Raw genomic sequence first — 12,652 nt, 5'->3', positions numbered from 1 at the left:
GCGACTCTACGTCGCTGGTCAGGCATTTTCGGGCAAAGCTTCAATGATGACGAAAGCCTGCGCCAAGGGATAATCATCCGTTATCGTCAAATGAATGGCAGCCTTGTGGCCCGCCGGCAGCAGCGATTGCAGCATCTCGGCTGCTGCGCCCGTCAGCTTCATCGTCGGCTTGCCACTTGGCAGGTTCACGACGCCGAGATCCTTCCAGAACACACCTTGCGCCATGCCCGTACCAAGAGCCTTGGAGCAAGCTTCCTTGGCGGCAAAGCGCTTGGCATAGGAGGCTGCGCGATTGGCCCGCCGATCAGACTTTGCCCGCTCGATCTCGGTGAAGCAGCGATTGGTAAAACGCTCGCCGAAGCGTTCGAGGGATTTCTCGACGCGCCTGATGTCGATGAGATCGCTACCGATACCGATAATCATACGGTTTCCTGCGCTGGATGTGACAGCCGTACACGGGCACGCATCATCAGGCGTTCGCGACGGCGCGCCTGAAAGCCCCTCACGATGTAGAAGGTCGCGAAGTAGACAATGACGGAAGTCAAAAGTGCCGGCGGGATGGAGCCAACCAGCATCGGCTCGAGAACGGGTCGCCAGAGCTCGCTGAAATGCAGCTCATGGAACAGGGCGCCGAGATCGATCGAGTGCCCCTGCATCGCATCCTGACGAGCAAGCAGCAGGTGACCGATCTCCCAGGTCGCCCCCCAGATGAACGGATAGGTCAGCGGATTGCCGAAAGCCGCGCAGCCAAGCGCGGCGGCGACCATATTGCCGGAGAAGAGATAACTGAGCACGAAGGCCATGACGAAATGAACGCCAATAAAGGGCGTCCAGGACACAAAGATCCCTGCGGCGACACCCATGGCAACGGCGTGCGGCGATGCTGTCAAGCGCAGAACACGCATCGTGAGATAGCGGAGCGGCCGAAAGAATCCCTTGCGAGGCCATAACAACTCACGCAGCTTTTCACGAAATCCAGCAGGTTTTCGACGTCGGAACAACATGGCGCGTATGTAGTGCAACCCGCACCAGCGTGACAAGAGCGTCAAACCATCTCAGTCATTATTTGATCACGGCGGACTGAGCGCTCACCAGGGGCGCGATATGCAATACGCCCCTTCCATTCTTCAAGTATAGACCCGATATTAACGGGCGCGGAAAAGGCCGCGGTCAACCTGACGCTGACGATATTCAAGATCGATACGGTCAAACGAACCGTTCAGGTAAGCCATTTCGCGCTCTTCAGCAGTCGGAGCGCGCAGTGCGCGGGCGATCTTCTTGATCGGTGTAAACATTTCTTTGCCTCATCTTCTGTTCATTTACTGATGACTGGAAGATAGGCGCTCGCAGCAGCAATTACCAACGCTCTAAGGTCGGCACAGCCATGCACTGTGCGCATAACTAGCCTTATATAAGTGCGACTTTGGTCACGAAACGATCATAAAATGTGCAGACAGCCCCACCAACCGGCTTGGCCGGCCTATTCGTAAAGTCGGCGAACCGTCGCGACGCACTCCAGATCCTTCAGCTGCGCCAGCAGCTGATTCAGTTGCCGAAGGTCCCAAACCTCAACATCGAGCGTCATTTCGGTGAAGTCGGTTGCTACGCGCACCGTGTTGAACACCCGAATATTGACGTCGACGCCAGCAACGGTCTGGGCGAGCTTAGCCAGGGTGCCAGGTTCGTTCAACGCGTTGACCATGATCCGCGCCACGAAGCGCGACTTGTTAGCCTCATCAAGATCCCAGCGAACATCGATCCAGCGGTCCGGCTGATCATCGAAACGCTGCAGCGTCGGCGACTGGATCGGATAGATCGTGATGCCGTTGCCCTTCTCCGTCGTATTCATGATCCCAACGATGCGGTCACCGGGTACGGCGCCCGTCGGCGCAAACTGCACATCGACATTGCTCGAAATGCCACGGATCGGCATGGTATCCATATCGATATCGGCTTTGAGGTCCGCGACCGCGCCGTCGACACCCGACTTCGCCTTGCCCGGTATCTTGAAGATCATGCCCGAGGCACTGCGAACATTGAACCAACCGTCGTCACCGCTCGGCTTGGCCGTCACGCGTTCTTCCAGATGGTCCGGATAAACGGCGCGCAACACGTCGAGCGACGACATCTCGCCACGACCGACAGCGGCGATGGCGTCTTCGACATCCTTCTGCCCAAGCCGATGGAGCGCGGGCTTCATCGCTTCGCGCGAGAAGATCTTGCCGGCCCGTTCGAAGGTGCGCTCCAGAATGCGATGGCCGAGGCCGGCATACTGCTTGCGGATGGCCAATCGGGTGGCGCGGCGGATCGCGGCCCTCGCCTTGCCCGTTACCACAATCTCTTCCCAGGCTGCAGGTGGCACCTGCACGCCGGAGCGAATGATCTCGACCTCATCGCCATTTGCCAGCCGGGTCACGAGCGGCATGATACGACCGTTGATCTTGGCGCCGACCGTCGTGTCGCCGATATTGGTGTGAACCGCATAGGCAAAGTCGATCGGGGTCGCGCCTCGCGGAAGCGCGATCAGCTTTCCCTTGGGCGTAAAGCAGAAGACCTGATCCTGGAACAGCTCGAGCTTTGTATGCTCCAGGAACTCCTCCGGGCTGTCTCCTTCGGCAAGCGCCTCGATCGTGTGTCGCAGCCATGAATAGGCGTTTGACTCACGCGACAGGATATCGTTGTCAGAGGTCGAAGCGGCATCCTTGTAGAGCGTGTGGGCGGCGATACCGAACTCCGCGATCTCGTGCATGCGCCGGGTACGGATCTGCAGCTCGATGCGCTGGCTGGACGGGCCGACGATCGTCGTGTGCAGCGAACGGTAGTCATTCTGCTTCGGCGTCGAGATGTAGTCCTTGAAGCGGCCAGGAACCACGCGCCAGCGGGTGTGAACGATACCGAGAGCCCGATAGCAAGCCGGAATATCATCGACGATGATGCGGAAGCCGTAGACGTCCGAAAGCTGCTCGAAGGACAGTGACTTCGACTGCATCTTGCGGAACACGGAGTAAGGCTTCTTTTGACGCCCCTTGACGATGGCGCCGGTCAGTCCGTTTGCTTCGAGCAGATCGCCCAGTTCGGTCTCGATCTTCTTGACCAGACCTTCGTTGCGCTTGGAGAGTTCCTCAAGCCGCCCAGTGACCGTCTCGTAGGCTTCCGGGTTGATGTGGCGGAACGAGAGGTCTTCCAGTTCCTCGCGCATATCCTGCATACCCATGCGCCCGGCGAGCGGTGCGTAGATATCCATTGTCTCCTCGGAAATGCGCGCACGCTTTTCCGGTGACATGTGATCCAGCGTGCGCATGTTGTGCAGTCGGTCTGCAAGCTTTACGAGCAGCACGCGCACGTCGTCGGAGATGGCGAGGAGCAGCTTGCGCAGATTTTCGGCCTGCTTGGCCTTCTTGGTGACGAGATCGAGCTTCTTGATCTTCGTCAGACCTTCGACCAACCGACCGATGTCTTCGCCGAACAGCTCGTCGATCTCGGCGCGCGTCGCCGTCGTATCCTCAATGGTGTCGTGCAGCAAGGCGACGGCGATCGTCGACTCGTCGAGATGCATGTCGGTAAGAATGGCGGCGACTTCCAGCGGATGCGAGATGTAGGGATCGCCGCTGGCACGTTTCTGTTGTCCATGCTTTTGCATTGCATAGACATAGGCTTTATTCAGCAGGGCTTCGTTGGCGTCGGGCTTATATTTCTGAACCCGCTCCACGAGCTCGTACTGCCGCATCATCCCGAAACCACTCCATTAAAAAAGAAAAGCGCGCCAATCACGGATTGGCGCACATGATATGCAATAATATGCCGAAGCAATAACGGCGCAAGGTTGACGATTAGTAATCGTCGCTCTTTTCCGGCGGCACGAGGCCTTCGATGCCAGCCAGAAGCTCTTCTTCCGACATCTGGTCGAAGGTGATCGTTTCCGGAAGATCCTCCTGCTCTTCGCTATCGACGGCAGCGACGCCGCCGGCTGCGATGAGGCTCGCCGCATCGGGCTCGGGCTCGTCGACTTCGACATGCTTCTGCAGCGAGTGGATCAGATCTTCCTTGAGGTCGTCCGGAGACAGCGTCTCATCGGCAATCTCGCGAAGCGCCACAACCGGGTTCTTATCGTTGTCACGATCGATGGTGATCGAGGCGCCCTGGGAAATCAGCCGGGCACGGTGGCTGGCAAGCAGAACCAACTCGAAGCGGTTCTCAACTTTATCGATGCAGTCTTCTACGGTGACACGGGCCATTGCCTGTCCTTTACGGTCGTGATCTCGGGATTAACACGCCCGATACAATTAAAACCGGACAAATTCAAGTTTTCATTGTGCGAAGCCCCAACGGGCGACGGCGGTGAATTTTGAAACCGAAAGCGGGTTTCCACCAAAAGTTGCTTGGAATATCACGAATCGTGCCCTAAATCTCTCTTATATGAATAGTTCATAAAGTAAGAATTGTTCCAAGCGGCCGCATAACCCATTGTTTCTTTGGATTTTGACGGAAGCACCGAGATTGCTCACATTGGATTGGTACGCGATGTTTGATCCACGCGAAAAAATTGCTCTTTTTATCGATGGCGCTAATCTCTACGCTGCGTCCAAAAGCCTTGGTTTCGATATCGACTACCGCAAGCTGTTGAAGGCATTTCAAAAACGCGGCTATCTCTTACGCGCCTACTACTATACAGCGCTAATCGAAGATCAGGAGTATTCCTCCATTCGTCCGCTGATCGATTGGCTGGACTACAACGGCTACAAGGTCGTCACCAAGCCGGCGAAGGAATTCACGGATTCGATGGGCCGCCGAAAGATCAAGGGCAACATGGACATCGAGCTTGCGATCGACGCGATGGAGCAATCGGAGACCGTCGACCATCTCGTCATCTTCTCCGGCGATGGAGACTTCACGACGCTCGTCGAGGCGCTGCAGCGCAAGGGCCGAAAGGTCTCGGTCATATCAACGATGGCAACACAACCGCCGATGATTGCCGACGACCTGCGCCGACAAGCCGATCACTTCATCGACCTTCTGTCCCTGAAGAGCGAAATCGGGCGCGATCCCTCGGAGCGGCCGCCGCGGCCCACCGAAACCGCCGCGCCAACCGATCTGGAAGCTTAGACCGATCAATGGAGTGCCATTATGTCCCGGCAGAAATGCCGCCGGGATTGGTTAGCCGTTATCCTTGAGAAGACGGCTCTTCTGCCGGTTCCAATCACGCTCCTTCTCGGACTCGCGCTTGTCGTGGAGCTTCTTGCCCTTGGCAAGCGCCAGTTCCATCTTTGCGCGGCCGCGATCGTTGAAATAGATCTTCAACGGGATCAAGGTCATGCCTTCACGGTTGATCCCTGCCCGCAGGCGATTGATCTCGCGGCTGGAAAGGAGGAGTTTGCGGCGCCGGCGCGGCTCGTGATTGAAGCGGTTTGCCTGCAGATATTCCGGCAAGTAGGAGTTGATCAGCCAGATCTCTCCGTCCTCGTCCGAGGCATAGGATTCCGCGATATTGGCCTTACCCTCGCGCAGTGACTTGACCTCGGTGCCCTTGAGCACGAGGCCGGCTTCGTAGGTATCGATGATCTCATAGTTGAAGCGCGCCTTGCGGTTCTCCGCAACGATCTTCTTGACCACGCGCTCGCTGCCTTTGGGGGCCATGACACATTCCAAATGCTTGAGGGCGCGACTGTCGCGCCCATATCTCTTACTTTGTATGTAGGGGAACATCGCCCGCCTGTGAAGGCAGTTCGAGCAGCTGCCTTAGTTCAGCAAGCCGGCATGGCGCATGGCGGCATCGATCGCCGCTTCCGTGGCAGGCTCTAGAGTCGATACCAGCGGCGAACGCACGTTGCGGCTCATCCGCCCCAGCTTTGCCAAGCCATACTTTGCTCCGCAGAGGCCGGGCTCCAGAAAGATTGCCTTGTGCAGCGGCATCAGGCGATCCTGATATTCCAACGCTTTCGCGTAGTCACGGGTAAGCGTCGCTGCCTGGAACTCCGCGCAAAGGCGCGGCGCCACATTGGCCGTCACCGAGATGCAGCCGACGCCGCCATGGGCGTTGAACCCGAGTGCCGTCGCATCTTCGCCGGACAACTGCCTGAACTCCTTGCCGCAGGTCAGGCGCTGCTCGGACACGCGCTCGATCTTGCCGGTCGCATCCTTGACGCCAACGATGTTGGAGTGCAGCTTGGCAAGCGCACCCATCGTCTCCGGTGTCATGTCAATCACCGAGCGACCCGGGATATTGTAGATATAGATCGGCAGCTTCACGGCCTCTGCGATCGCTGAAAAATGCGCGATCAGCCCCTTCTGTGTCGGCTTGTTGTAGTAGGGCGTGACGACGAGGATCGCATCCGCCCCCGCCTTCTCTGCGTGCTGAGCAAGTTCGATCGCTTCACGCGTGTTGTTGGAACCAGCGCCAGCCATCACGGGCACGCGCTTGGCTGCGGCTTCAATGCAGAGTTCCACTACCCGTTTGTGCTCGGCATGCGACAGCGTCGGAGATTCGCCGGTCGTGCCGACCGGAACGAGACCGCTGCTGCCTTCTTTGATCTGCCAGTCGACGTGGCTCGCGAACGAGGCCTCGTCCACCTGGCCAGCATCAGTGAAGGGAGTGACGAGAGCGGGAATGGATCCCTGGAACATGCAGAACTCCTCATGACCGAATTCACGCTTCGGCCGCATTCCTTGAATATTGGTGGGGCACCATAGTGCGGTGAAATCGCCGCGACAAGCGCGCATGGATCGGTTTAGGGCAAATTCCGATAGCAAATGTGAACGAAGTTTACTGACTTCAGTAAGCTTTCGTTAAGATGGCTCCCGCCAAATGGTTGGGTGTGTTTTCGTTGTGAGTGTCCCATGAAGAAAGCAGTCCTGATCCTGTCCGCCCTCGGCTTTACCGCCGCCGCGTGGAGCAGCGTCGCGTCTTCGCTTCCGAACGAGGACGCCCCCGTTCCCGATGTAAAGCCGATCGGTTTTGTCCCGCAAACATCGGTACCGGAATCGATCGTCACCGGTTCGATTCCGCGCAGCCAGGCAATCACACCCGTCAACAGTGATTTGAAGTCAGGGTTGGATGCGCTTTCGGGCAATGATCCACTGCAGGCCCTTTCCATTCGCGACCGCATGGGACGCGGGACGCTTGACCGCCATATTCTGACCTGGGCGATAGCCGTCTCCGGACAAAAGGGCATTCCCTCTACAGAGATTGCTGCCGCCGCACAGGAATTACAGGGGTGGCCGGGGCTCGCGAAATTGCGCGCTTATTCCGAACGCGCCCTCTACGACGAAAACCCTGGCCCAAGCTCTGTTCTGGCCGCCTTCGGGCAGACCGCGCCCGAGACGACTTCCGGCGCGATGATCCTTTCGCGTGCACTCGTTGCAACAGGCAAGCAGAGCCAGGCGGCTAAGTATATTCGCAAGGTCTGGCGCGGTGAAACGTTAGACAAGCCGACCGAAGATAAGATTCTGGCGGAGTTTTCCGGCTTGCTGACGCCCGCCGATCATAAGGCGCGAATGGACTACCTGATGTATCGCAATCGCGCGGCGCAGGCTAAGCGCTTTGGCGACATGGGTCAGGCACAATCGCTCTACAAGGCCTGGGCGGCGGTTATGAGCAAGGCGCCCAACGCCGGCGCGCTTCTTGCCGCTGTCGACGGCCAGTGGAAAGGCGATGCCGGTTATCTCTTCGCACGCATCGAATACCTGCGAAAACAGGACAAGTATGCGGAAGCCGCCAAGCTGCTGCAGAAGGCGCCACGCAATCGCGATGAACTGGTCAATGCAGGCGAGTGGTGGAATGAGCAACGAATCGTCAGCCGCGGCCTCGTCGACCAGGGGGAATTCAAGGCCGCCTATGGGATCGTTGCCAACTATGCAGCAACGACACCGACCGACATCGTCGAGGCCGAGTTCCATGCGGGTTGGTACGCGCTGCGCGGCCTGCAGGACCCCGCGGCGGCACAGGCGCACTTCCGCAAGATCCTCAACTTTTCCAATGGACCGATTTCCGTATCGCGCGCCTGGTACTGGATGGGACGGTCCGCCGAGGCCGGCGGACCCGGGAAGGCTTCCGAGTTCTACGCCAAGGCCGCCAGCTATCCGACGACCTTTTATGGGCAGCTCGCCAGCGACAAGCTCGGCCGCAAGACACTGAATGTGACCTACCCATCGCCCAGCCAGGCCGACCGGCAGCGCTATCTCGCACGCGAAGCGGTACAGGCCATCGCCCGCCTTGATGCGGCCGGCCATGGTTGGCGGGCGCAGAGCCTCTATCTGGCGCTCGCCGAGCAACTGCAGAGCCCCGGCGAACTTGCGGTTTTGAGCGCGCAGGCGGAGCGCTCCGGCGACCACCATCTGTCGCTGCAGGTCGGCAAGATTGCCTATTCGCGCGGCGTCGATGTCGCAGCACTGGCCTTCCCTCTCGGCGTCATTCCGACCAATGCCAACATTTCCGGTTCCGGCAAGGCGCTCGCTTACGCGATCGCCCGTCAGGAGAGCGCTTTCAATCCGGCCGCTGTTTCGGCCGCGGATGCGCGCGGGCTATTGCAGATATTGCCGGGAACGGCCAAGGCCGTCGCCAAGCGCCACAACATCTCGTATTCCAAGGACCGGCTGACGGCCGACGCCGGCTACAATGCGACACTCGGGGCACATTATCTCGGCGAGCAGATCGATGCCTTTGGCGGGTCCTATATTATGACCTTCATCGCCTACAACGCCGGTCCCAAGCGGGTACCCGAATGGATCGGGCGCTACGGCGACCCACGTGGCCAATCGATCGATGCCATCGTCGACTGGATCGAGCGGATACCCTTCCCCGAGACGCGCAACTATGTGCAGCGGGTGATGGAGAACTACGAAGTCTACAAGGCGCGGCTCGGCCAGCCGAGCGACATCGTCCGCGACCTGATCGGCGGTCGCTCCTCCTAGCCGCGATTTGCGAATATTGCCGGCCTCGCTAAGCTGTACCCACTACAGGCGGGAGGACGTGAGCGTGGATACGGCAAGAGACGATGGCTTCTGGGCAATAACCTACCGGAGCGATGATGGACTGACGCTCTATGCGCGAGACTATGGCGGCCCCGAGATCGTGGACCGCCTGCCGATTGTCTGCCTACCCGGATTGACGCGAAACTCGCGCGATTTCCACCAACTGGCGCTGCTACTGTCGACTGATCCAGGGACACCGAGACGCGTCATCACGCTCGATTATCGCGGACGGGGTCGCTCCGACCGGGATGTCAACAAGGCGAACTACAATCTCCGCGTCGAAAGCCAGGATGTCGCATCAGCCTGCCAGCATTTCGCCATCGATCGCGCCATATTCATCGGCACCTCGCGTGGCGGGCTGATTCTTCATCTTCTGGCCGAGATGAGGCCGGATCTGATTGCCGCGGTCATTCTCAACGACATCGGGCCGAAGATCGCGCCAAGCGGCCTCAAGCGCATTCGTGACTATCTCAATTCCACCGTGACGCCGCGCGACTGGCCGGAAGCCGTCGCGTTCCTCAAGGCCTGCCATAGGCAGTATTTCCCCGCCCTCCAAGAGCATGACTGGCAGGAGATGGCCGCGGCGATCTATCGCGACGCCGATGGCATGCCCGTCGCCGATTTCGATCCCGCCATTGCCGCTCAGTTGCAGAGGATTGATTTCGACCAGCCGCTATCGGATCTCTGGCGGTACTACGATCAATTGGCTGCAAAGCCACTGATGGTCATCAAGGGGGAATACTCGGATCTTCTCTCGGACGACACACTTGCCGAGATGAACGCCCGACATCCATCACTCGCGATACTGGAGGCGCCTGGCCAGGGGCACGCGCCGCTGCTTCATTTGGAGCCAATCTTCAGGCATATCCGGCGCTTCGTTGCAGAAGCATAGAGGCGACGCAACCAAGGAGTGCGCAACGTCCCACAAAAAAGCCCGGCTCGAAAGCCGGGCTCTCCTAGTTGACCGAAGTCAGACCAGATTAGAATGCACGCTGCAGGCGGAAGTAGCCAGTCGTAACGTCGTCGATGTCGTCGCCGTCGAGGTAGTTGACAGTGGCCTTGGCGTAGAAGTTGTCGGTGATCTGGTAATCAACCGTCAGACCAACCTTCCAAGCGTCGTCGCTGCCGAAGTCGGCATCGGTAGCGCCGTTAACTACGCCGTAGTTGCCGTACCACTGAGCACCGGGGGTGATCTTCAGCTTGTCGGTAGCCTGGATAGCGTATTCAGCAGCGATTGCCCATTCAGCAGCGTTGTAGTACGCACCCGGATCGCTTGCCCAAACAGCTGCGAGGCCGAACGTGCCCGGACCAACAGCAACCGTACCCATAGCGCGGACGGCACCAGCTTCGTTGTCGGTGTCGTAGCCGGCCGTGACCTGATACGAGAAGGCGCCAGCCTTGCCGCCGAGACCGACAGCAACGCCTACGTTGTTCGGGGTCTCGCCATTGTAGAACGGGCTGTCTTCCAGCTCGTCAACCGAGATACCAGCATAGAAGTCGCCGCTTTCGTACTGATAACGGATCGAGTTATGCAGGGTAACCGGGCTGCCGATGTCATCGGTTTCGCCAGACAGACCATCATCCCACCAGCTGTAGAACAGACCAGCGCGGAAGCCCGCGATGTCCAGGTAAGCCGAGTCGAGGATCGTGTCCTGGAAGGTAGCGTTGTCGGCATTTGCCTGCAGAACGATCACGCCGGTGAGCGGGCCGTACTCGGTGTCGCTCTTGGCCGTGAACTGAACCTGACCACGGGTAAACGCATCCCAGCTGGACGGACCAGATTCATCCGGACCAACGTCAACCTGGAAACGGATGTAACCTTCGATCTTCAGGCAGGTTTCCGTGCCCGGGATGTAGAAGTAGCCGGTGCCGTAAGCGTCGCAGACGCGGACGTATTCAACCGGTTCCGGCTCAGCAGCAACGATAGCGTCAGCAGCCTGAGCACCGGAAACTACTGCGAGAGCAGCAGCGGAGCCGAGAAGAAGGCTCTTGATGTTCATATTGACCTCCAATTCAAAGTTTCGATCGGGTCTGGGTTTTTCGCCGTTAGAGCAGCGTTCCCTGCCCCATCCCCATGTTTCAAGAAGTCGGACGATCAACCGCCCTCGCTTCCGAAGTTGAAAATACAAGACCGGGACTGTCACGCAATCACCAACTTGCCCGTTTGGGGTATTTGCGACAGCCTTCCGCATGCGCTGTTGCTGAAAGGTCACAAATGCGGCATGCGCCCCTCTCGTTTCTTTATACTTTATTAAGAAACCCCTGATTCTGCGGGAGTTTACGGGCGCTGAGCGGCGGCACGCGGCTGTGGATTGTGCCACATTGGAACCAGTTTCTCGCCGGATTCGCGTCTTTTGTGGAAGATGTGGATGACAAGGAGTTGGCGCCTGCCGCGGGCTGCACCTTCAATCGGAGCAGAATCAGTTTTGCTGACTAAGGATGATTCTCAGTTCGATTCTGCTGACGCGAGATTCGGCGCGCGGAGCGCGGAGGTGGCAGCCGTCGTGCAAAAGGATAGCGCCCTATGAGGACGATCATATCAAAACTGATTGTTGCCCGGCTGCTGGAGGGCGAAGGCATGAGCGATGTGTGCCGGGAGTTCGGCATCTCGCGCAAGACCGGCTACAAAATCTTCAATCGTTACAAGGATGACGGCCTGGAGGCGCTGACGGATCGGTCTCGACGGCCGGTGCGTTATGCCAACCAGCTGCCCGAGCCGGTGGAGGCAATGATCGTGCGGCTCAAGAAGGAGAAGCCGCATTGGGGTGCCAGGAAGATCAGAGAACTGCTGGTGAAGCGTCTGGCCGGCGATGTGCGCGTGCCGTCGAAGAGCACGGTGCATGCCGTTCTTGACCGGCACGGGCTGGTCGCCCATGCGCGCAAACGACAACGCCATCGAGCCGAAGGAACAGCCTTGTCTCAGGCATTGCTGCCGAACGATCTGTGGTGTGCGGACTTCAAGGGCGAGTTCAAGCTCGGTGACGGCCGCTACTGTTACCCGCTGACGGTCACCGACCAGGCGTCACGCTACCTGCTTGCCTGCGAAGCCTTTGAGTCGACGCGAGAGCGGGCTGTCTTCGACGCATTCCGCCGATTGTTTGCCGAACATGGCCTGCCAAGCGCGATCCGCAGTGACAACGGCCTGCCGTTCGCCAGCCCCAACGGTCTCTACAATCTGTCGAAGCTGTCGGTCTGGTGGCTGCGGCTCGGCATCGCGCTCGAGCGCATCCGGCCGGGCCATCCGCAAGAAAATGGCCGGCATGAGCGCCTGCACCTGACGCTGAAGAAAGAGGCGACCAGGCCACCTGGCAGAAATATCCTCCAGCAGCAGGCCCGCTTCGACGCGTTCGTCAGGGAATTCAATACCGAGCGGCCGCACGAGGCGCTCAACATGAAGGTGCCGGCAGAGCTCTACGTCGCTTCGTCGCGCCCCTATCAGGGCCTGCCGGAGATCGACTACCCCTTCCACGACCGTGACGCACTGGTGACCCATTGCGGCCGCATCTGCATCTACCGCAAGAAGATCAATATCTCGACCGTGCTGGCCGGACAGAAACTGGGAATCAAGGAGGTCGACGACGGTATTTGGCTCGTCAGCTTCATACACTATGATCTGGGATATATCGACCTGGAGCAGAGGTCCTTGGCACGAGGTTGTCACCCATTGTCTTAGGTACGCTCTGTT

The 12,652-nt window shown here is 58.9% G+C and carries 12 protein-coding genes; 4 read left to right on the top strand and 8 right to left on the bottom strand.

The genetic code is table 11. From position 1 onward, the window contains the following. Positions 1–18: 18 nt before the first annotated feature. From acpS to rpoZ, 5 genes are all read right to left on the bottom strand, one after another. Positions 19–423 carry a holo-ACP synthase gene (acpS, locus tag K9B32_RS16790; RefSeq protein WP_224564107.1) on the bottom strand — a complete coding sequence of 135 codons (405 nt, stop codon included), beginning with the start codon at positions 421–423 and terminating at the stop codon, positions 19–21. Further along, a complete protein-coding gene (locus K9B32_RS16785) occupies positions 420–1,004 on the bottom strand; it encodes a DUF2062 domain-containing protein (RefSeq protein ID WP_224564106.1) in 585 nt (194 codons plus the stop codon). Before K9B32_RS16785 ends, acpS begins: the two co-directional genes overlap by 4 nt. 141 nt (positions 1,005–1,145) lie before the next feature. Then, positions 1,146–1,295, bottom strand: a complete 150-nt coding sequence (locus K9B32_RS16780; protein ID WP_007790517.1) for a DUF3563 family protein — start codon at positions 1,293–1,295, stop codon at positions 1,146–1,148. A 185-nt stretch (positions 1,296–1,480) separates the two neighbouring features. Further along, positions 1,481–3,730: a RelA/SpoT family protein gene (locus K9B32_RS16775; protein WP_007790519.1), complete on the bottom strand. Its 2,250-nt coding sequence runs from the start codon at positions 3,728–3,730 to the stop codon at positions 1,481–1,483. A gap of 100 nt (positions 3,731–3,830) precedes the next feature. Next, the gene (rpoZ, locus tag K9B32_RS16770) at positions 3,831–4,235 is read right to left on the bottom strand and encodes a DNA-directed RNA polymerase subunit omega (RefSeq protein WP_224564104.1); all 405 of its coding nucleotides are present in this window, start codon (positions 4,233–4,235) and stop codon (positions 3,831–3,833) included. A gap of 286 nt (positions 4,236–4,521) precedes the next feature. Here rpoZ and K9B32_RS16765 point away from each other — a divergent pair, with 286 nt between their 5' ends. Beyond that, the gene (locus K9B32_RS16765) at positions 4,522–5,103 is read left to right on the top strand and encodes an NYN domain-containing protein (RefSeq protein WP_007790525.1); all 582 of its coding nucleotides are present in this window, start codon (positions 4,522–4,524) and stop codon (positions 5,101–5,103) included. Between the two features lie 51 nt (positions 5,104–5,154). Here K9B32_RS16765 and smpB read toward each other — a convergent pair whose 3' ends face one another. Beyond that, a complete protein-coding gene (gene smpB, locus K9B32_RS16760; protein WP_113574774.1) occupies positions 5,155–5,634 on the bottom strand; it encodes an SsrA-binding protein SmpB in 480 nt (159 codons plus the stop codon). A gap of 102 nt (positions 5,635–5,736) precedes the next feature. Then, complete coding sequence (gene dapA / locus K9B32_RS16755; RefSeq protein WP_224564102.1) at positions 5,737–6,621, bottom strand: 4-hydroxy-tetrahydrodipicolinate synthase; 885 nt, start codon at positions 6,619–6,621, stop codon at positions 5,737–5,739. A gap of 213 nt (positions 6,622–6,834) precedes the next feature. Here dapA and K9B32_RS16750 point away from each other — a divergent pair, with 213 nt between their 5' ends. Further along, the gene (locus tag K9B32_RS16750; protein WP_224564100.1) at positions 6,835–8,907 is read left to right on the top strand and encodes a transglycosylase SLT domain-containing protein; all 2,073 of its coding nucleotides are present in this window, start codon (positions 6,835–6,837) and stop codon (positions 8,905–8,907) included. 64 nt (positions 8,908–8,971) lie between these two features. After that, positions 8,972–9,859 carry an alpha/beta fold hydrolase gene (locus K9B32_RS16745; protein WP_224564097.1) on the top strand — a complete coding sequence of 296 codons (888 nt, stop codon included), beginning with the start codon at positions 8,972–8,974 and terminating at the stop codon, positions 9,857–9,859. A gap of 88 nt (positions 9,860–9,947) precedes the next feature. Here the strand turns inward: K9B32_RS16745 and K9B32_RS16740 are convergent, their stop codons facing one another. Then, positions 9,948–10,967: a porin gene (locus K9B32_RS16740; protein ID WP_224564095.1), complete on the bottom strand. Its 1,020-nt coding sequence runs from the start codon at positions 10,965–10,967 to the stop codon at positions 9,948–9,950. Positions 10,968–11,491: 524 nt separating this feature from the next. Between K9B32_RS16740 and K9B32_RS16735 the strand changes: the two genes are divergently transcribed. Then, positions 11,492–12,640: an IS481 family transposase gene (locus tag K9B32_RS16735; RefSeq protein WP_224564093.1), complete on the top strand. Its 1,149-nt coding sequence runs from the start codon at positions 11,492–11,494 to the stop codon at positions 12,638–12,640. Positions 12,641–12,652 lie beyond the last annotated feature (12 nt).

Origin of the sequence: Rhizobium sp. 3T7, assembly GCF_020166565.1 — a bacterium.
GTDB lineage: Bacteria > Pseudomonadota > Alphaproteobacteria > Rhizobiales > Rhizobiaceae > Rhizobium.
This window is presented reverse-complemented; position numbering and strand designations above follow the sequence as displayed.

Excerpts from the sequence above, each read along its gene's own strand:
- acpS (WP_224564107.1), bottom strand. The coding sequence starts at position 423 with ATGATTATCGGTATCGGTAGCGATCTCATCGACATCAGGCGCGTCGAG.
- K9B32_RS16765 (WP_007790525.1), top strand. The coding sequence starts at position 4,522 with ATGTTTGATCCACGCGAAAAAATTGCTCTTTTTATCGATGGCGCTAAT.
- smpB (WP_113574774.1), bottom strand. The coding sequence starts at position 5,634 with ATGGCCCCCAAAGGCAGCGAGCGCGTGGTCAAGAAGATCGTTGCGGAG.
- dapA (WP_224564102.1), bottom strand. The coding sequence starts at position 6,621 with ATGTTCCAGGGATCCATTCCCGCTCTCGTCACTCCCTTCACTGATGCT.
- rpoZ (WP_224564104.1), bottom strand. The coding sequence starts at position 4,235 with ATGGCCCGTGTCACCGTAGAAGACTGCATCGATAAAGTTGAGAACCGC.
- K9B32_RS16735 (WP_224564093.1), top strand. The coding sequence starts at position 11,492 with ATGAGGACGATCATATCAAAACTGATTGTTGCCCGGCTGCTGGAGGGC.
- K9B32_RS16750 (WP_224564100.1), top strand. The coding sequence starts at position 6,835 with ATGAAGAAAGCAGTCCTGATCCTGTCCGCCCTCGGCTTTACCGCCGCC.
- K9B32_RS16775 (WP_007790519.1), bottom strand. The coding sequence starts at position 3,730 with ATGATGCGGCAGTACGAGCTCGTGGAGCGGGTTCAGAAATATAAGCCC.
- K9B32_RS16780 (WP_007790517.1), bottom strand. The coding sequence starts at position 1,295 with ATGTTTACACCGATCAAGAAGATCGCCCGCGCACTGCGCGCTCCGACT.
- K9B32_RS16785 (WP_224564106.1), bottom strand. The coding sequence starts at position 1,004 with ATGTTGTTCCGACGTCGAAAACCTGCTGGATTTCGTGAAAAGCTGCGT.
- K9B32_RS16740 (WP_224564095.1), bottom strand. The coding sequence starts at position 10,967 with ATGAACATCAAGAGCCTTCTTCTCGGCTCCGCTGCTGCTCTCGCAGTA.